General features: G+C 70.8%; 16 protein-coding genes. 15 read left to right on the top strand and 1 reads right to left on the bottom strand.

The window, feature by feature from the left end; all coding sequences use genetic code 11:
- Window position 1 precedes the first annotated feature (1 nt).
- The 9 genes from ACFY9E_RS11985 (at window position 2) to ACFY9E_RS11945 (ending at window position 11403) form a co-directional block, all read left to right on the top strand.
- Window positions 2-922: a hypothetical protein gene (locus tag ACFY9E_RS11985; RefSeq protein WP_390981852.1), complete on the top strand. Its 921-nt coding sequence runs from the start codon at window positions 2-4 to the stop codon at window positions 920-922.
- A 158-nt stretch (window positions 923-1080) separates the two neighbouring features.
- Window positions 1081-2466: a NarK family nitrate/nitrite MFS transporter gene (locus ACFY9E_RS11980; RefSeq protein ID WP_390981850.1), complete on the top strand. Its 1386-nt coding sequence runs from the start codon at window positions 1081-1083 to the stop codon at window positions 2464-2466.
- A 116-nt stretch (window positions 2467-2582) separates the two neighbouring features.
- The gene (locus ACFY9E_RS11975) at window positions 2583-3734 is read left to right on the top strand and encodes a uroporphyrinogen-III synthase (protein WP_390981847.1); all 1152 of its coding nucleotides are present in this window, start codon (window positions 2583-2585) and stop codon (window positions 3732-3734) included.
- 548 nt (window positions 3735-4282) lie between these two features.
- Complete coding sequence (locus tag ACFY9E_RS11970; RefSeq protein ID WP_390981844.1) at window positions 4283-4876, top strand: ABATE domain-containing protein; 594 nt, start codon at window positions 4283-4285, stop codon at window positions 4874-4876.
- 353 nt (window positions 4877-5229) lie between these two features.
- Window positions 5230-5751 (top strand): sigma-70 family RNA polymerase sigma factor, encoded by a 522-nt coding sequence (locus tag ACFY9E_RS11965; RefSeq protein ID WP_010039908.1) that lies wholly within the window; start codon window positions 5230-5232, stop codon window positions 5749-5751.
- Entirely contained in the window at window positions 5751-6578 is an 828-nt protein-coding gene (locus tag ACFY9E_RS11960; RefSeq protein WP_390981841.1) for a zf-HC2 domain-containing protein, read from the top strand. The genes ACFY9E_RS11965 and ACFY9E_RS11960 overlap by 1 nt, the downstream gene beginning before the upstream one ends.
- 99 nt (window positions 6579-6677) lie before the next feature.
- The gene (locus ACFY9E_RS11955) at window positions 6678-9002 is read left to right on the top strand and encodes a UvrD-helicase domain-containing protein (RefSeq protein ID WP_390982092.1); all 2325 of its coding nucleotides are present in this window, start codon (window positions 6678-6680) and stop codon (window positions 9000-9002) included.
- A gap of 341 nt (window positions 9003-9343) precedes the next feature.
- Window positions 9344-10777, top strand: coding sequence for a malic enzyme-like NAD(P)-binding protein (locus ACFY9E_RS11950; RefSeq protein ID WP_390981839.1), 1434 nt, complete (start codon window positions 9344-9346; stop codon window positions 10775-10777).
- 344 nt (window positions 10778-11121) lie between these two features.
- Window positions 11122-11403: an HU family DNA-binding protein gene (locus ACFY9E_RS11945; protein WP_003990598.1), complete on the top strand. Its 282-nt coding sequence runs from the start codon at window positions 11122-11124 to the stop codon at window positions 11401-11403.
- A gap of 115 nt (window positions 11404-11518) precedes the next feature.
- On the opposite strand, the gene murA is transcribed toward ACFY9E_RS11945, so the two are convergent.
- Window positions 11519-12859, bottom strand: a complete 1341-nt coding sequence (gene murA, locus ACFY9E_RS11940; RefSeq protein WP_390981836.1) for a UDP-N-acetylglucosamine 1-carboxyvinyltransferase — start codon at window positions 12857-12859, stop codon at window positions 11519-11521.
- A 309-nt stretch (window positions 12860-13168) separates the two neighbouring features.
- On the opposite strand from murA, the gene ACFY9E_RS11935 reads away from it, so the two are divergent.
- The 6 genes from ACFY9E_RS11935 to ACFY9E_RS11910 all read left to right on the top strand — a co-directional run bounded on the left by ACFY9E_RS11935 (window position 13169) and on the right by ACFY9E_RS11910 (window position 19222).
- Complete coding sequence (locus ACFY9E_RS11935) at window positions 13169-13741, top strand: YqgE/AlgH family protein (protein WP_390982089.1); 573 nt, start codon at window positions 13169-13171, stop codon at window positions 13739-13741.
- 29 nt (window positions 13742-13770) lie between these two features.
- On the top strand, window positions 13771-14052 hold the full coding sequence (locus tag ACFY9E_RS11930; protein WP_003990595.1) for a DUF3039 domain-containing protein: 282 nt from the start codon (window positions 13771-13773) through the stop codon (window positions 14050-14052).
- 212 nt (window positions 14053-14264) lie between these two features.
- Window positions 14265-15563 carry an extracellular solute-binding protein gene (locus ACFY9E_RS11925; RefSeq protein ID WP_390981833.1) on the top strand — a complete coding sequence of 433 codons (1299 nt, stop codon included), beginning with the start codon at window positions 14265-14267 and terminating at the stop codon, window positions 15561-15563.
- Window positions 15564-15907: 344 nt separating this feature from the next.
- On the top strand, window positions 15908-16759 hold the full coding sequence (locus tag ACFY9E_RS11920; protein WP_390982086.1) for an ABC transporter permease subunit: 852 nt from the start codon (window positions 15908-15910) through the stop codon (window positions 16757-16759).
- Complete coding sequence (locus ACFY9E_RS11915; protein WP_390981830.1) at window positions 16756-17601, top strand: ABC transporter permease subunit; 846 nt, start codon at window positions 16756-16758, stop codon at window positions 17599-17601. Before ACFY9E_RS11920 ends, ACFY9E_RS11915 begins: the two co-directional genes overlap by 4 nt.
- 1 nt (window position 17602) lies before the next feature.
- Window positions 17603-19222, top strand: coding sequence for a family 20 glycosylhydrolase (locus tag ACFY9E_RS11910; RefSeq protein WP_390981827.1), 1620 nt, complete (start codon window positions 17603-17605; stop codon window positions 19220-19222).
- Window positions 19223-19329: the final 107 nt, after the last annotated feature.

The following is a 19329-nucleotide window of genomic DNA, read 5'->3' as shown; positions in this document are numbered from 1 at the left end:
GATGAGTAAGCGGCAGATGCAGAAGATGCTGCGGCTGATGGCGAGCGGGGAACCCGTAGAGCTCACCAGCCCGATGGCGTCCGTGAAGAAGCTCGCCCGACTGGCCTTCGTGGCGCAGCAGTTCGGCTACGAGTACGCCGACGTCCGCCAGAGCAGCGGCCGCAACGGCGCGCTCACCATGCTGCTCGTGCCCGACCCCGGCCCGCAGGCCAGGGCCCGGGCAGGGCAGAACTGGGCGCAGTACCCCAACGCGGCGGACGGTGTCTCCCTGCCGCCGCTCGTGCCCGACGCCTTCGAACTCCTGAAGGCCCGCATCAACTTCGACCTCACCGGCAAGCACGCCGAGAAGCGCATGGCGTACGGGGCCCTGGGCGCCACCCTCGGCTGTGTGATCCTCGGCTTCCGTTTCGGGGGCGAGTCCGCCGACTTCATCGTGGCCGGTGTGGTGTGGCTGCTGTTCATGGCGATCTTCGGCATCGGCCTCGGGGTCACGCGCAAGCGCAACGCCAAGTTCGCGGCCCGGCTGCGGGCGGCCGGCTTCGTGCCGGTGAACGACGAGAACGGGCGGCTGCGGTACCTGCCGCCGGGGGCGCGGCCCCCGGGGCAGGGCAATCCGTTCGCGGGCGGGCCGTACGCGCAGCAGGCCCCCGGGCCGTATGCCCAGCCGGCACCGGGACCGTACGCCGGCCGGCAGCCCGCCCCCGGTCCCTACGGCGGTCAGCCCGCACAGGGCCCGTACCCGGGTCCGGCCGCTCCCGGTCCCTACGGCGGTCCGCCCGTGCCCGGCCCGTACCCGGGGCAGTCCTCACCAGCCCCGCACCACGGCCATCCCGCGCCCGGCCCCTACGGGGCGCAGCCTCCCGGCCCGTACAACCAGCCGTACCCCCAGCCCCACCCCCACGGGCAGCCCCCGCAGCACTGACACGGAAACCTTCCGCAACCTCTCATCCCGCCCGAGCCCGGGGTGAGAGCAAAGTTCCCTCGCGGTCACCCGGTGCCACAGACAGGAAACGCGTCCTCCCTACCTTCGGGATCAGTCACACGAAGTACGACCGAGCCCCGGAGCACAGTGGAGGCGTCATGACAGGCCCTGGCACGGCACCCGCACCCCCGAGCAAGGGCGGACGCTGGATCCGGCACTGGGATCCCGAGAACGAGACGTTCTGGAAGGAGACCGGGGAGAAGGTCGCCCGCCGGAACCTGTTCTTCTCCGTGCTCTCCGAGCACATCGGCTTCTCGATCTGGACCCTGTGGTCCGTGCTGGTGCTCTTCATGGGCCCGGAGTACGGACTGACCCCCGCCGACAAGTTCATGCTGACCTCGATGGTCACGCTGGTCGGCGCGGTCGTCCGCGTCCCCTACACGTTCGCCGTGGCGATCTTCGGCGGACGGAACTGGACGATCATCTCCGCGGCCCTCCTGCTGGTCCCGACCGTCGCCGCGTTCACCGTGATGGAGCCGGGGACCTCCTTCTCCACGTTCCTGCTCGTCGGACTGCTCGCCGGTGTCGGCGGCGGCAACTTCGCCTCCTCCATGACCAACATCAACGCCTTCTTCCCGCTGCGGAAGAAGGGCTGGGCGCTCGGCCTGAACGCGGGCGGCGGAAACATCGGCGTGCCGGTGGCGCAGCTGGTCGCCCTGGCGATCATCGGCGCGGGCGGCGGCCCGCGGGTGCTGCTCGGGATCTACATCCCGCTGATCGTCGTGGCCGCGGTCATGGCCGCCCTCTTCATGGACAACCTCGAGCACGTGAAGAACGACACCGGCGCCGCCAAGGACGCGGCGCGGGACGGCCACACCTGGATCATGTCGCTCCTCTACGTCGGCACCTTCGGCTCCTTCATCGGATACAGCTTCGCCTTCGGCCAGGTCCTGCAGAACCAGTTCGGACGGACCCCGCTGGAGGCCGCGTACGTCACGTTCCTCGGACCGCTGCTCGGCTCCCTGATCCGGCCCGTCGGCGGCCGGCTCGCCGACCGGTACGGCGGCGCGCGGATCAGCCTGTGGAACTACGTCGCCATGGGCGTCGCGACGGCGGTCCTGATCGGCGCCTCCATGGAGAAGTCGCTGGCGCTGTTCACCGGGGCGTTCGTGGTGCTGTTCGTGCTCAGCGGGCTCGGCAACGGCTCGACGTTCAAGATGATCCCGGGCATCTTCCAGAACAAGGCCCTGGCCAAGGGGCTGGAGGGCGAGGAGGCGGCGGCCTACGGGCGGCGGCTCTCCGGGGCCTCCATGGGCCTGATCGGCGCGGTGGGCGCGCTCGGCGGCGTCGGCATCAACCTCGCCTTCCGCCAGTCCTTCCTCTCCTACGGCTCCGGCACCGGGGCGTTCGTCGCCTTCCTCGTCTTCTACGCGGTCTGCTTCGCGGTCACCTGGGCCGTATACCTTCGCCGTACGGCTCGCCGGGTGCCCGTCACCTCGGCGACCTCGGAGGCGAAGCCGCAGCTCAGCTACGCCGAGGTGTGACGTAACACCAGCGACATCACGCCGATCCGAGCCTGTCACGAGCCGTTGACAGGCTCGATCGGCATGTAGGTACGCCGTACCCACGAAGTACGACGACTGGATGCGGGACGAGAGCCATGTACGAGGAAGAACAGCGACCGGACCACGGACCCCTGGCGGGTTTCACCGTAGGTGTGACGGCCGCGCGCCGGGCCGATGAGCTCGGGGCGCTGCTGCAGCGACGCGGTGCCGCCGTCCTGCACGCCCCTGCCCTGCGCATCGTGCCGCTCGCCGACGACAGCGAACTGCTGGCCGCGACGAAGGAGATCGTCGAGCAGCTGCCGGACATCGTCGTGGCCACGACCGCGATCGGCTTCCGGGGCTGGGTCGAGGCCGCCGACGGCTGGGGGCTGGGCGAGGAACTGCTGGCGCGGCTGGGCGGCGTACGGATCCTGGCGCGTGGGCCGAAGGTCAAGGGCGCGGTCCGGGCCGCCGGCCTGACGGAGGAGTGGTCGCCGTCGTCGGAGTCCATGGCGGAGGTGCTGGACCGGCTGCTGGAGGAGGGCGTCGACGGCCTGCGCATCGCGATCCAGCTGCACGGTGAGCCGCTGCCCGGGTTCGTGGAGGCGCTGCGGGAGGGCGGGGCCGAGGTGGTCGGGGTGCCCGTGTACCGCTGGATGCCGCCGGAGGACATCACACCGGTCGACCGCCTGCTGGACGCGACGGTCGCCCGGGCCGTGGACGCGGTGACCTTCACCAGCGCCCCGGCCGCGGCCTCCCTCCTGTCCCGGGCGGAGGAACGCGGAATGCTCGACGAGGTGCTGGCGGCGCTCGGCCACGACGTCCTGTCGGCCTGCGTGGGCCCGGTCACCGCCCTGCCGTTGCAGTCCCGCGGCATCGACACGATCCAGCCCGAACGCTTCCGCCTCGGCCCCCTCGTCCAGCTCCTGTGCCAGGAACTCCCCGCGCGGGCGCGCTCCTTCCCGGTCGCCGGGCACCGTGTGGAGATCCGCGGCCACGCCGTCGTGGTCGACGGCGACCTCAAGCCGGTCCCGCCCGCCGGCATGTCCCTTCTGCGCGCCCTCTCCCGCCGCCCCGGCTGGGTCGTCGCCCGCGCCGACCTCCTGCGCGCCCTGCCCGGCTCCGGCCGCGACGAACACGCGGTGGAGACGGCCATGGCCCGCCTCCGCACGGCCCTCGGCACCCCGAAGCTGATCCAGACGGTGGTCAAACGGGGCTACCGCCTGGCCCTGGACCCCAGCGCCGAAACGAAGTACGCGGACGCGTGAGCCCGCCCGGAGGTTGATCCAGAACACGCCGGATGTGGTCCCGCCGGGCGCGTGGCCCCGCCTGGGGGAGTCCGGCCGGGCGTGACGCCCGCGAGTGGATCGACCTGGGGAGTCCGGCCCGGTGCGGCCCGTGAGGCGTTGTCGGGCCGGTGCCCGCCGGTGCCCGCCGGTGCCCGCCGGTGCCCGCCGGGGCGTGACGGGGCGTGACGGGGCGGGACGGCGGCGGTGGGCGCGGGTCGGCACGGGGGAGGCCGTCCGGGGTCGGCTCGGCTTCGGGAGGTGGTGCCCGGTGGGTGTCCCCGCGACCGGGACGTGCGCTCGCGGCGCGGGCGGGCCGGTCTGGTCGCGTCCGACCACCGGGTGGGACGACCGGCCCGGGTGGCCTGAACGGGGGCCCCGCCGGGCGGCCGTCGGGGCGAGGTGTGCGTGAGGGGTTTTCGGCGTCGTCGCGGGCAGGCACTGTAAGAGGGAACGGTTTCCCGGCCCTCTCACTGGCGTCTCACCGAAGCCCTCGCGACCGGGGTGAACCCCTAGGCGGTGACAGGCACATGGCACTGGGTACGGCCACGGCCCCGTACGAGCTGCGCTTCGACGCCGGGCGGATCTGCCTGGACCTGCTCTCCACCACGCACCCGCAGGAGCGGCTCGGCTCCGTCGACGTGCTGCGCGCCTGGATCACCGGCTCCGGGCTCGTCCCGGCGGACACCGCCCTGGCCCACGCCGACACCGGCTGGCTGCTCGCCTTCCGTGAACTGCGCGCTCAGGTCGACCGGTTGGTGCGCTGCCGGCCGAGGCCCGGAGTCGCGACGTACGACCTGGCCCTCGCCCGCGTCAACGACCTGGCCCGCACCGCGCCCCCGGCCCCGCGCGCGGTCCGCGGCGAAGACGGCCAGTTGCTGCGGCGGTTGGACGCCCCGCCCGGCTGCGCCGCCCTGCTCGCGGTCGTCGCCCGGGACGCCGTGGACCTGCTGACCGACCCCGTCGCCCGCGCGGCCCTGCGCCAGTGCGAAGGGGACAACTGCCCCATCGTGTACCTCGACACCTCCCGGGGACGCAGGCGGCGTTGGTGCTCCAGTGAGGTCTGCGGAAACCGCGAACGAGTCGCCCGGCATCGTCGGCGCGCGGCACTCGCCCGCGCGTAAAACGGAATTGAGTGGTCCGTGCACTCAATTTCCCTGTCCTAAATGCGACTTCTGCGGGGGCGACGGCAAAGTGATTTCGATTACACGCCGTTTACCTACGCCACCGTAGGGAAGGCCTGGCTTGATCTGGCCGATGTGGCGGAAATGTAAAGAACGCGGGGTGGGAATGTGCACCCATGTCCCCCCTCGTCACGTCACTTAGAAGAAATCTGTCGCGTCTCTTTGAACGCCCAACCGCTCCCGTCCGTACGGCTTGTGGAGCGACCGACTGGGGGAACCCCCGGACACCGGAGGTGGGCGTGCGCAAGGATTCCGTCGTGGCCAATGAACGTGCACCGAGGGCCCGACATCGCATGTCCCAGCCCTCGGAACCCGACGAGGAGCTGATGCGTGCGCTCTATCGCGAACACGCCGGACCCCTTCTGGCATATGTCCTGCGCCTGGTCGCCGGAGACCGGCAGCGCGCCGAGGACGTCGTCCAGGAGACGCTCATCCGTGCCTGGAAGAACGCCGGTCAGCTCAATCGGGCGACCGGATCGGTACGCCCCTGGCTGGTGACGGTCGCCCGGCGCATCGTCATCGACGGCCACCGCAGCCGGCAGGCCCGGCCGCAGGAGGTCGACCCGTCGCCGCTGGAGGTCATCCCCGCGGAGGACGAGATCGACAAGGCGCTGTGGCTGATGACTCTCTCGGACGCACTCGACGACCTGACCCCCGCCCACCGGGAGGTGCTCGTCGAGACGTACTTCAAGGGGCGTACCGTCAATGAGGCGGCCGAGACCCTGGGCATACCCAGCGGCACCGTCCGCTCCAGGGTGTTCTACGCCCTGCGTTCGATGAAGCTGGCACTGGAGGAGCGGGGGGTGACGGCGTGATGAGTGTTTACGGGGGTAACCAAGGGTTCGGTACGGGAGGCATGGGTATGTCTGGTCCCATGCAGGAATCTCCGGTGCCGAACGAGCACGAGACCGTCGGCGCCTACGCCCTCGGCATCCTCGACGACGCCGAAGCAACCGCTTTCGAGGCCCACCTCGCCACCTGTGAATGGTGCGCCCAGCAGCTCGACGAACTGGCCGGCATGGAGCCGATGCTCGCCGCCCTCGCCGATCTGCCCGGCTCCGGCAGCACGCCCGCGATCGGCGAGTCGCTGTCCGCGAAGCCCCGTCCGCGCCTGGTGGAGAAGCTGGTCGACGAGGTAGCCGACCGCCGCGCCCAGAAGCGCCGCCGCAGCTTCTACATGGTGGCCGCGGCCGGTGCGCTGATCATCGGCGGCCCCTTCGTCGCGGTCGCGACGAACGGCGGCAGCAGCAGCGGCGCGGAGAACCGCCCCCTCGCGGCGAGCCCCGCCAAGGCTGCCTTCGACGGCATCTCCGACAAGATCACCGCCACGGACCCGAACACCAAGGTCTCCGCCACCGTCGCCCTCCAGAAGAAGGACTGGGGCACGGGCATGGTCCTGGAGCTGAAGAACGTCAAGGGCCCGCTGAAGTGCGCCCTCGTCGCGGTCGGCAAGAACGGCGAGCGCGAAACCCTGTCCTCCTGGTCCGTCCCGGAGTGGGGCTACGGCCTCCCGGACGCCAAGTCCGACAAGGCCAAGGAACCGCTGTACGTCCAGGGCGGAGCCGCCTTCGACCCGAACGAGATCGACCACTTCGAGGTCGTGACCTTCGACGGCAAGCGGCTGGTCGAGGTCGACGCGTAGGTCCGTTCGGCGGCCCGGCGGGCGCCATCGGGGCAACAGGTCCCGCGGCCGCCCGCCCGCCCGTAGCCTCCAGGGGTCCCCTTCGCGTACGGTTGACGGCTGCCCAGCACGTCAGAAGGGGGCCCGGTGGCCGTTCAGGCTCACAGACAAGACGCGGTCGGTTCGGTGCACGATTCGGTTCGTGACCGGGAGATCCGCGTCGAACAGGAACACCTGGACCGGGTCTACCGGCGCCTCGAGGAGAAGATCCACGAGGCGGAGTTCCTCATGCAGGACGCGGCCCGGCGCGGCCAGGTCGGCACCCCCGGCGCACTGGCCGAGCGGGACGCCCAGGTCTTCCGCGCGGGCATCCACCTCAGCCGGCTGAACAACGAGTTCGAGGACTTCCTCTTCGGCCGTATCGACCTGCTGACCGGCAAGGACGGCAAGAAGGGCCCCGACGGGGCGTACACCGCGATCGAGCCGGCGGAGGGCGCCGTACGCCCCGACAACACCGCCGACATCGCCGAGACCCTGCACATCGGCCGCATCGGCGTCCTCGACCAGGACTACGCGCCGCTCGTCATCGACTGGCGGGCCCCGGCCGCCGCCCCCTTCTACCGCTCCACCCCCGTCGACCCCGGCCGTGTCGTCCGCCGCCGCGTCATCCGCTCCAAGGGACGCAGGGTGCTGGGCGTCGAGGACGACCTGATGCGCCCCGAACTGACGGGGTACCTCGACGGCGACGAGCTGCCCGTCATCGGTGACGGCGCCCTGATGGCCGCGCTCGGTCAGGCGCGCAGCCACACCATGCGCGACATCGTCGCCTCCATCCAGGCCGAGCAGGACCTGGTCATCCGCGCGCCCGCCGCCTCCGTGACGTACGTCGAGGGCGGCCCGGGCACCGGCAAGACCGCGGTCGCCCTGCACCGCGCCGCCTACCTCCTCTACCAGGACCGGAGGCGGTACGCGGGCGGCATCCTGATCGTCTCGCCGACCCCGCTGCTCGTCGCCTACACCGAGGGCGTGCTGCCCTCCCTCGGCGAGGAGGGCCAGGTCGCCATCCGCGCCATCGGCTCCCTGGTCGAGGGCAGCGAGGCCACCCTCTACGACTCCCCGTCCGTGGCCCGCGCCAAGGGCTCCTCCCGCATGCTCAAGGTGCTGCGGAAGGCCGCGCGCGGCGCCCTGGAGGGGAACGAGCCGCCCGCCCGGCTGCGCGTGGTGGCCTTCGGCCGCCGTCTGGAGCTGGAGGCCGGGGAACTGGACGACATCCGCCGTGCCGCCCTCGGCGGGACCGCCCCGGTGAACCTGCTGCGCCCTCGCGCCCGCAAGCTCCTCCTGGACGCCCTGTGGGAGCGGTCCGGCGCGGCCGGCCGGCACAGCGACCCGGAGCTCGCGGCCGAGCTGCGCTCCTCCTTCGACGAGGACATCACCTCCGAGGACGCCTTCATCGCGTTCCTCGACGCCTGGTGGCCGGAGCTGACCCCCGCGGCCGTTCTGGACGCCATGGCCGACGAACGCCGCCTCGGCCGCTGGGCCCGGCGGATCCTGAACCCCGGCGAGGTCCGCAAGGTCGCCCGCTCCCTCAGGCGCGAGGGCCGCTCGGTGCACGACATCGCCCTGCTCGACGAGCTCCAGGCCGTCCTCGGTGCCCCGGCCCGCCCTCGCAAGAGGCGCGAACTCGACCCGCTCGACCAGCTCACCGGCCTGGAGGAGCTGATGCCGGTGCGCGAGGAGTCGCAGCGCGAGCGCGCCGAACGCCTCGCCCAGGAGCGTGTCGAGTACGCCCACGTCATCGTCGACGAGGCCCAGGACCTCACCCCGATGCAGTGGCGCATGGTCGGCCGCCGCGGCCGGCACGCCACCTGGACGGTCGTCGGCGACCCGGCCCAGTCGTCCTGGTCCGACCCGGACGAGGCCGCCCAAGCCCGTGACGAGGCCCTCGGCAGCCGCCCCCGCCGCCGCTTCGAACTCACCGTGAACTACCGCAACCCGGCCGAGATCGCCGACCTGGCCGCGAAGGTCCTCGCCCTCGCCATGCCCGGCTCCGTGTCGCCGAAGGCGGTCCGCTCCACCGGTGTGGAGCCCCGCTTCACCGTCGTGGAGGACACGCTGGCCGCGACCGTCCGCGACGAGGCGGCCCGGCTGCTGGAGCGCGTCGACGGCACGGTCGGCGTGGTCGTCGCCATGCAGCGCCGCGAGGAGGCGCGCCGCTGGCTCGCCGGTCTGGGTGACCGGGTCGTGGCCCTCGGCAGCCTGGAGGCGAAGGGCCTGGAGTACGACGCGACGGTCGTGGTCTCCCCGGCGGAGATCGCCGACGAGTCCCCGGCCGGCCTGCGTGTCCTGTACGTCGCGCTGACCCGGGCCACCCAGCAGCTGACGGTCGTCTCGGCGGACCGGGACGAGCCCGACGCGGCGGGGGTTCCCGATCTGCTCAGGGACTGAGGCGCGATACCCACTTGTCGGCGAAATGAACTACCGGTACGGGAATGGCCTTACGGGATCTGTTTGTTAGCCTGGATGTGGCACCGGCTCGATCCAAGCCCCCGGGCCCAACCTTCGTCGCTACGAGCGACCACTTGCCGCGAGGCGAGCATGGCGGGTCGGTGCCACTTACTTCGGAAGAGACTCACGTCCACGTGACGTGGGTCTCTTTTTTCCGGCCCCTTCCACCCCGTTCCGCGAACAAAACGTTCGCAATCGAGGGCGGCTACCTGCTACTCAGCGGTAGGTGCGACGATCGGACGGCACAACTCAGCGTCAGGTGAAAGCAGAGGAAGTCGGCCATGGCAACGGCGCCCAGCGTCTCCTACTCGATGACGGTCCGGCTGGAGGTGCCCGCGAGCGGAACCGCCGTCTCGCAGCTCACCACCGCCGTGGAGTCCTCCGGAGGCTCGGTGACCGGCCTCGACGTCACCGCATCCGGTCACGAGAAGCTCCGTATCGACGTCACCATCGCGGCGACGTCGACCTCGCACGCGGACGAGATCGTCGAGGAACTCCGCGGCATCGAGGGCGTCACGCTGGGCAAGGTCTCGGACCGGACCTTCCTCATGCACCTCGGCGGCAAGATCGAGATGGCGTCCAAGCACCCCATCCGCAACCGTGACGACCTGTCCATGGTCTACACGCCGGGCGTGGCCCGCGTGTGCATGGCGATCGCCGAGAACCCCGAGGACGCCCGCCGCCTCACCATCAAGCGCAACTCCGTTGCGGTCGTGACGGACGGCTCGGCCGTGCTGGGCCTGGGCAACATCGGCCCGAAGGCGGCCCTGCCGGTCATGGAGGGCAAGGCCGCCCTCTTCAAGCGGTTCGCCGGCATCGACGCCTGGCCGATCTGCCTCGACACCCAGGACACCGACGCGATCGTCGAGATCGTCAAGGCGATCGCCCCCGGATTCGCGGGCATCAACCTCGAGGACATCTCCGCGCCCCGCTGCTTCGAGATCGAGGCCCGGCTGCGCGAGGCCCTCGACATCCCCGTCTTCCACGACGACCAGCACGGCACCGCGATCGTCGTCCTGGCCGCTCTCACGAACGCACTTCGCGTCGCGGGCAAAGCGATCGAGAACATCCGGGTCGTCATGTCCGGAGCCGGCGCGGCCGGTACGGCCATCCTGAAGCTGCTGCTCGCCGCGGGCGTCAAGAACGCCGTCGTCGCCGACATCCACGGCGTCGTGCACGCGGGCCGCGAGGACCTGGTGGACGCCGCCCCGGACTCGGCACTGCGCTGGATCGCCGACAACACCAACCCCGAGGGCCTCACGGGCACCCTCAAGGAGGCCGTGCGCGACGCCGACGTCTTCATCGGCGTCTCGGCCCCGAACGTCCTCGACGGGGACGACGTGGCCGCCATGGCCGACGGCGCGATCGTGTTCGCTCTCGCGAACCCGGACCCCGAGGTCGACCCGGCGATCGCCCGCCAGACCGCGGCCGTCGTCGCCACCGGCCGTTCGGACTTCCCGAACCAGATCAACAACGTGCTGGTCTTCCCGGGTGTCTTCCGCGGTCTGCTGGACGCGCAGTCCCGGACGGTCAACACCGAGATGATGCTGGCCGCCGCCAAGGCGCTCGCGGACGTGGTGACCGAGGACGAGCTGAACCCGAACTACATCATTCCGAGCGTCTTCAACGACAAGGTCGCGGGCGCGGTCGCCGGCGCCGTGCGGGAGGCCGCCAAGGCGGCCGGCGCGGGGGCGGGCAGCCCGTCCGGCGTCTGAGGCACAGGCCGCCGCCCGGGCCCCCGCGGGGGCCCGGGGGCACCGGCTCCCCGGACTGTGAGTAACCCCACGGCCGCCGGGAACCCGGCGCGTCGCAAGAACCCTGTCAGCAGCGCAGCTATCGTGGCGCCAGGCTCAGGCCCTCTTTTTCGTGTGACTCCCCAAGGGTGTTCTCACGACTCCTGCGGGTGCCGGATTGGCTTTCCCGCCGCAGGTAGAGGCAGGATGCGTCCCTGGGCGCGAGGGTCTGACGACGGACCCGGGTCCGGGGACTCACGGAGGACCCTGGCAGCATCGGCTTCGATCTGACGCCTCAACGGCAAGATGAACACGGGAGTAACAACATGAACCGCAGTGAGCTGGTGGCCGCGCTGGCCGACCGCGCCGAGGTGACCCGCAAGGACGCCGACGCCGTGCTGGCCGCGTTCGCCGACGTCGTCGGCGACATCGTCTCCAAGGGCGACGAGAAGGTCACCATCCCCGGCTTCCTGACCTTCGAGCGCACCCACCGTGCCGCTCGCACCGCCCGCAACCCGCAGACCGGCGAGCCCATCCAGATCCCCGCCGGGTACAGCGTGAAGGTCTCCGCGGGCTCGAAGCTCAAGGAAGCCGCGAAGGGCAAGTAACCCTGCTGTTCGTACGCCGACGGTGTACGAACCACAGTGAGTGACATCAAAGGGGCGGCCACCCGAACCGGGTGGCCGCCCCTTTGGCGTCACTGCCTGCGCCGCTGCGGCGGGATCAGCCGAGCGCCTTGCCCGGCAGCTCGACCTTCGCGCCGAGCTCCACGAGCTTCTCCATGAAGTTCTCGTAGCCGCGGTTGATGAGGCCGATGCCGTGCACGCGGGACGTGCCCTGGGCCGCCAGCGCCGCGATCAGGTACGAGAAGCCGCCGCGGAGGTCGGGGATGACCAGATCCGCGCCCTGGAGCTTGGTCGGACCCGAGACGACGGCCGAGTGCAGGAAGTTGCGCTGGCCGAAGCGGCAGTTCGAGCCGCCCAGGCACTCGCGGTAGAGCTGGATGTGCGCGCCCATCTGGTTCAGGGCGGACGTGAAGCCGAGGCGGGACTCGTAGACCGTCTCGTGGATGATGGACAGGCCCGTGGCCTGGGTCAGGGCGACCACCAGCGGCTGCTGCCAGTCGGTCTGGAAGCCCGGGTGGACGTCCGTCTCCAGCGCGATGGACTTCAGCTGGCCGCCGGGGTGCCAGAAGCGGATGCCCTCGTCGTCGATCTCGAAGGCGCCGCCCACCTTGCGGTAGGTGTTCAGGAACGTCATCATCGAGCGCTGCTGGGCGCCGCGGACGTAGATGTTGCCCTCGGTCGCCAGCGCCGCGGACGCCCAGGACGCCGCCTCCAGGCGGTCCGGGAGGGCGCGGTGGTTGTAGCCGCCGAGCTGGTCCACACCGGTGATGCGGATCGTCCGGTCGGTGTCCATCGCGATGATCGCGCCCATCTTCTGCAGCACGCAGATGAGGTCCTCGATCTCCGGCTCGACGGCCGCGTTGGCCAGCTCCGTGACGCCCTCCGCGAGGACGGCCGTCAGCAGCACCTGCTCGGTCGCGCCGACGGACGGGTACGGCAGCTGGATCTTCGTGCCGCGCAGCCGCCGGGGCGCCTCCAGGTACTGGCCGTCCGCCCGCTTCTCGATCTTCGCGCCGAACTGCCGCAGCACCTCGAAGTGGAAGTCGATGGGCCGGCCGCCGATGTCGCAGCCGCCGAGGCCGGGGATGAAGGCGTGTCCGAGGCGGTGCAGCAGCGGTCCGCAGAACAGGATCGGAATACGGCTCGACCCCGCGTGGGCATCGATGTCAGCGACGTTCGCGCTCTCCACGCGCGTCGGATCCATCACCAGTTCGCCGGGTTCGTCACCCGGACGGACCGTCACACCGTGCAGTTGCAGCAGACCCCGTACGACTCGAACGTCGCGGATGTCCGGAACATTGCGGAGCCGGCTAGGGGCGCTGCCCAGCAGCGCTGCGACCATGGCCTTCGGTACGAGGTTCTTCGCACCGCGGACACGGATCTCGCCCTCCAGCGGGGTTCCGCCGTGGACAAGCAGGACATCGTCGTTGACGGTCATGAATCTCGCGTTCCATGGAGTCGGGCAGGGGCCAGGAGGGAAAGGGTAATCGCCCACCACCCCCCTTCTGTAAGCCTGAGTGAGCCCCAGCCACGTCATAGCTCTGTCACAACACGAACCGTTCCGAACCGGGCACATGGGGTCACGGCCGGTTTCCGTGCCCCGGGGACGCTCCGGTGTGCCCGCCCGTCTGCCCTCGCCACCCTCAACCGAGGCCTTACCAGGCGACCTCTTCGATTCGTGGCCGCGTTCCCCGCCTCTGCCGCATTGCCTCCCCATGCGAGGGCAAGATGCGGGATCATGTCTGCCATGACCGAGGTGTCCTCGCTCACAGGGCGGTTGCTCGTGGCCACCCCCGCCCTGGCGGACCCGAACTTCGACCGTGCGGTGGTGCTGCTCCTCGACCACGACGAGGAGGGCTCCCTCGGTGTCGTCCTCAACCGGCCCACCCCGGTGGACGTGGGGGACATCCTGGAGGGCTGGGGGGATCTCGCCGTGGAACCGGGTGTCGTGTTCCAGGGCGGCCCGGTGTCGCTGGACTCCGCCCTCGGCGTCGCGGTGGTCCCCGGCGGCGTGTCCGGCGAGGCCGCCCCGCTGGGCTGGCGCCGGGTGCACGGCGCGATCGGTCTGGTCGATCTGGAGGCCCCGCCGGAGCTGCTGGCCTCCGCCCTCGGCTCCCTGCGCATCTTCGCCGGGTACGCCGGCTGGGGCCCCGGCCAGCTGGAGGACGAGCTGGTGGACGGCGCGTGGTACGTCGTGGAGTCGGAGCCCGGTGACGTCTCGTCCCCGTCTCCCGAGCGGCTCTGGCGCGAGGTGCTGCGCCGCCAGCGCAACGAGCTGGCGATGGTGGCGACGTACCCGGACGACCCGTCGCTCAACTGATGCGTGTGAGCTTCAGTACCCTTGGCCCTATGAGCACTCTCGAGCCCGAGCGCGGGACTGGTACGGGGACCCTCGTTGAGCCGACGCCGCAGACCTCGCACGGTGACGGTGACCACGAGCGCTTCGCCCATTACGTCCAGAAGGACAAGATCATGGCGAGCGCCCTCGACGGCACCCCCGTCGTGGCGCTGTGCGGCAAGGTCTGGGTACCGGGCCGCGACCCGAAGAAGTACCCCGTGTGTCCCATGTGCAAGGAGATCTACGAGTCCATGAGCTCCGGCGACGACGACAAGGGCAAGGGCGACAAGTAGGCCCTCCCCGCGGGGCGTGAAGCCCCCAGGGCGCGTTTCGCGCGCCCTGGGGGCTTTTGTGCTGTCCGGGCGTTGCGCGGGGTGCGTCTGCCGGTCACAGAGTGGTGGAGACCTCTTGTGGGCGTGTTCATGCAGTCCCTAGCCTCCAGGGTGTTGTGCACAGCGAAACCTTCATTGCGCATGTTGCAACGCCCCCCTCGGAGGAGCACTCCATGAAGCTGTCCGTCCGTATCGCCGGACTCACCGCGCTCGCCACCCTCCTGGCCACCGCCTGCGCGCCCCAGACCTCCTCGAACTCCTCCTCCGACAAGGACGAGAAGACCGGCACGCTGCGCGTGTGGCTCTTCCAGGAGGTCGGCAACGTCCCCAAGGAGAAGGTCGTCGACTCGGTCGTCGCCGACTTCGAGAAGGCCCACGAGGGCACCGAGGTCGACGTCGAGTACATCCCCGTAGACACCCGCGCCCAGCGCGTCAAGGCCGCCTTCAACGATCCCGCCTCCGCTCCCGACGTGATGGAGTACGGCAACACCGACACGGCCGGCTACGTGAGGGACGGCGGACTCCTCGACGTGACCGAGGAGTTCGGCGACTGGAGCGAGACGAAGGACACCGACCCGACGGCCAAGCAGTCGGTGACGGTGGACGGCAGGCTCTACGGCGCCCCGTTCTACGTCGGCGTCCGCGCCCTTTACTACCGCACGGACGTCTTCGAGGAGCTGGGCCTGTCCGTCCCCGGGACGATGGACGAACTCGCCTCCACGGCCCGCGCGATACGCGCCGCGAAGCCCGAGCTGTACGGACTGGTGGTCGGCGGCGCCTACACCTATGGCGCGATGCCGTTCGTGTGGGCCAACGGCGGTGCACTCGCGAGCGGCAAGAGCGGCTCGTACGCGTCCCGCATCGACAGCCCCGAGGCCCGCAAGGGCATCAAGGCCTACACGTCGCTCTTCGGCGACGACAACTGCCCCGCCGCCAAGTGCGCGGGCATGGGCGGCAACGACACGATCTCCGCGTTCGCCGCGGGCAAGGCGGGCATGGCGATCGGCGGCGACTTCAGCCACACCGCCGTCGAGGCCGGGAAGGTCAAGGGCAAGTACGCCGTCGTCCCGCTGCCGGGGGTGAAGTCCGGCTCGATCGCCCCCGCCTTCGCGGGCGGCAACAACATCGGCGTTCTGAAGAGCACCTCCCACCGCACACTCGCCGTCCGGCTGATGGAGCGGCTCGCCTCGAAGAAGACGCAGAGCGAACTCTTCGACGCGATGGGCTTCCTGCCGACCTTCACGGACGTGCGGGCGCAGGCCGCGCGGCGGGAGCCGTTCGTGAAGCCCTTCGTGCAGACCCTCTCCGCCGGCACCGAGTTCGTCCCCGCGTCACCCGCCTGGGCCCAGATCGACTCCTCGCTGGTCCTGCCGACGATGTTCCAGGAGATCATCAGCGGCAAGAAGGACGTCACGAAGGCCTCCGAGGACGCCGCGAAGAAGATGAACACCGCGTTCGTCTCCGCGGGGTGAACCCGATGAACGACCGCACGGAATCCGCTGCCGCTGCGGCAGGGCCCGGACCGGCCGGTGGCGATGCCGCTGGGAACGGCGTGAGCCCGACCGTGCCCGCGGGGACGCCCCCGGCGCGAGCCGCAAGCCGACCGCACGTCGGCCGGGCACCCGCGCCGGCTTCCCCTCCCCCGCCCGCGCCGGGCCGCCTCACCGCGCCCGGGGCGGCCCCCGCCGGAACGGCCCGGAAGGGTTCCGCCGCCGAGCGCGGCACCGGGCACGGCGACGGTTCGCCCGCCCGGCCGTGCCCGCGTCGGGCCGCGCCCGGCGGGTCCCCGCTCGCGGCCGGCGGCTGGACGCCCTGGCTGTACCTCGCGCCCGCGCTCGTCGTGCTCGGGGGGCTGCTCGTCTACCCGATCTACCAGCTCGGGCTGATCTCCTTCTTCCGGTACACCCAGGCGCAGGTCAGCGGCGGAGAGCCGGCCACCTTCGAGGGATTCGCCAACTACGCCGCGCTGTTCGGGGACCCGCAGTTCTGGCAGGTGCTGCTCGCCACCGTGCTGTTCGCGGCGGCCTGTGTCGTCTCCACGCTCGCGGCCGGATGCGCACTCGCCGTCCTCCTCACCCGCGTCCGGGCCGTACCGCGGCTCGCGCTGATGCTGGCCGCCCTGGGCGCGTGGGCCACCCCGGCCGTGACCGGGTCCACGGTGTGGCTGTTCCTCTTCGACCCGGACTTCGGCCCGGTGAACCGGATGCTGGGCCTCGGCGACCACTCGTGGACCTACGGCCGTCTCAGCGCCTTCCTCCTGGTCCTGCTCGAAGTGGTGTGGTGTTCCTTCCCGTTCGTGATGGTGACCGTGTACGCCGGCATCCGTGCCGTACCCGGAGAAGTGCTGGAGGCCGCCGCCCTCGACGGCGCCTCGCAGTGGCGGATCTGGCGGTCGGTGCTCGCCCCGATGCTCCGGCCGATCCTGGTCGTCGTGACGATCCAGTCGGTCATCTGGGACTTCAAGGTCTTCACACAGATCTACGTCATGACGAACGGTGGCGGCATCGCCGGCCAGAACCTCGTCCTGAACGTCTACGCCTACCAGCAGGCCTTCGCGTCCTCGCAGTACGGGCTCGGCTCCGCGATCGGCGTCGTGATGCTGCTGATCCTGCTCGCCGTCACGCTGGTGTACCTGCGGCTGCTGCGCCGTCAGGGGGAGGAACTGTGAACCCGCTCCGCACCCGGGTGCGCCGCCCGGGCCGGCTGGCCGCCGAGGCCTCCGCCCTGCTGATCGCGGTCGTCGTGGCCTTCCCCCTCTACTGGATGGTGCTCAGCGCCTTCAAACCGGCCGGGGAGATCGAGTCCAGCGAACCCAGGCCGTGGACGCTCACGCCCTCCCTGGATTCCTTCCGGCGCGTCTTCGGGCAGCAGGAATTCGGCCGCTACTTCCTCAACAGCCTCGTCGTCGCGGGCAGTGTCGTGATCGCCTCCGCGCTGATCGCGTTTCTCGCCGCGACCGCTGTCACACGATTCCGCTTCCGCCTGCGGACCACCCTTCTGATCATGTTTCTGGTCGCCCAGACGGTGCCCGTGGAAGCCCTCACGATCCCCCTGTTCTTCCTCATGCGGGACGCCGGTCAGCTGAACACGCTGGGCTCGCTGATCCTGCCCCACATCGCCTTCTCGCTGCCCTTCGCGATCTGGATGCTGCGGGGGTTCGTGAAAGCCGTTCCCGAGGCGCTGGAGGAGGCCGCCTGCATCGACGGGGCGAGCCGGGCCCGATTCCTCTGGCAGATCCTTTTCCCGCTCGTCCTGCCGGGTCTCGTGGCCACCAGCGTTTTCTCGTTCATCTCCGCCTGGAACGACTTCCTGTTCGCCAAGTCGTTCATCATCAGTGACACCACGCAGTCGACGCTGCCGATGGCCCTGCTCGTCTTCTACAAGCCCGACGACCCGGACTGGGGCGGAGTCATGGCCGCCTCCACGGTGATGACCGTTCCCGTCCTGGTCTTCTTCGTACTCGTACAGCGGCGCCTGGTCTCCGGACTGGGCGGAGCGGTGAAGGACTGACGTGACCGAACTGGTTCCGCAACCCCGCAGCGTCGTCGCCACCACCGGTGAGGTGCGGTTGACGGCCCGCTCCCGGCTCGACGCCGGCGCCGGGACGGAGGGCGTCGGCCACTGGCTGCGCACCGTCCTGGGGCAGTCCACGGGCCTGCCCCTGCACGAGGGGAGGCAGCCCGGCGACACCGACGGCGTCACCCTCCGGCTCGCCCCCGGGCTCGGCCCCGAGGAGTACCGCCTCGTCAGCGACCGGCACGGCGTCCTCATCGAGGGCGGCGGCGCGGCCGGTGTCTTCTGGGGCGCCCAGACCCTGCGGCAGCTCCTCGGCCCCGACGCCTTCCGCAGGGCGCCGCTCGGCCGCGACCGGGCCTGGGCCGTGCCGTACCGCACGATCGAGGACGCCCCCCGGTTCCGCTGGCGCGGCACGATGCTCGACGTCGCCCGGCACTTCATGCCCAAGGAAGGCGTGCTCCGTCACCTCGATCTGCTGGCGGCGCACAAACTCAACGTCTTCCACTTCCATCTGACGGACGACCAGGGCTGGCGCATCGAGATCAGGCGGCATCCGCGGCTGACCGAGATCGGCTCCTGGCGCGCCCGCACGAAAACCGGCCACCGGGCCTCGCCGTTGTGGGAGGACAAGCCGCACGGCGGCTACTACACCCAGGACGACATCCGGGAGATCGTCGCCTACGCCGCCGAGCGGCATATCACCGTCGTCCCCGAAATCGACGTGCCGGGCCACTCGCAGGCCGCCATCGCCGCGTACCCGGAACTCGGCAACACCGACGTCATCGACACCACCGCCCTCACCGTCTGGGACACCTGGGGAATCAACCCGAACGTACTCGCCCCCACGGACGACACCCTGCGCTTCTACGAGGGCGTCTTCGAGGAAGTACTCGCGCTGTTCCCCTCCGAGTTCGTCCACGTCGGCGGCGACGAATGCCCCAAGGACCAGTGGCGGAGGTCGCGGACCGCGCAGGCGCGCATCAGGGAACTCGGACTCGCGGACGAGGACGGACTCCAGTCCTGGTTCATCGGGCACTTCGGCACCTGGCTCGCCGAGCGCGGGCGCCGGCTGATCGGCTGGGACGAGATCCTGGAGGGCGGTCTCGCCGAGGGCGCCGCCGTGTCCTCCTGGCGCGGCTACGCCGGGGGCATCGCCGCCGCCCGGGCCGGCCACGACGTCGTCATGTGCCCCGAGCAGCACGTGTACCTGGACCACCGTCAGGACGCGGGCCCCGAGGAGCCGGTACCGATCGGGTGGGTGCGCACCCTGGAGGACGTCTACCGGTTCGAGCCGGTGCCGCCGGAGCTGACGCCCGAGGAGGCCCGGCACGTGCTGGGAACCCAGGCCAACCTGTGGACGGAGGTGATGGAGGACCAGCCACGCGTGGACTACCAGGCGTTCCCCCGCCTCGCGGCCTTCGCGGAGGTCGCCTGGAGCGCCCTGCCCGCCCCGCCGGAACGGGACTTCGCCGGCTTCGAGCGCCGTATGAGCGTCCACTACCGGCGGCTCGACGCCCTGGGTGTCGCCTACCGGCCGCCCACGGGCCCGCTGCCCTGGCAGCGGCGTCCCGGGGTCCTGGGCCGCCCGATCGACGGCCCGCCGCCCAGCCGGTAGTGGCGCCTGGCGCGACCGAACAGCTCGAACAGGCCACGGAAAAAGCGCACAAGGGTCACCGAAAGTGCCAATCGGCACGCAGTGGCGAACCTGTACGAAAACGGATC

This window comes from Streptomyces sp. NPDC012466 (assembly GCF_042955215.1).
Taxonomy (GTDB): domain Bacteria; phylum Actinomycetota; class Actinomycetes; order Streptomycetales; family Streptomycetaceae; genus Streptomyces.
Note: the sequence above shows the minus strand (reverse complement) of the source record. Positions and strands in the feature narration are given on the sequence as shown.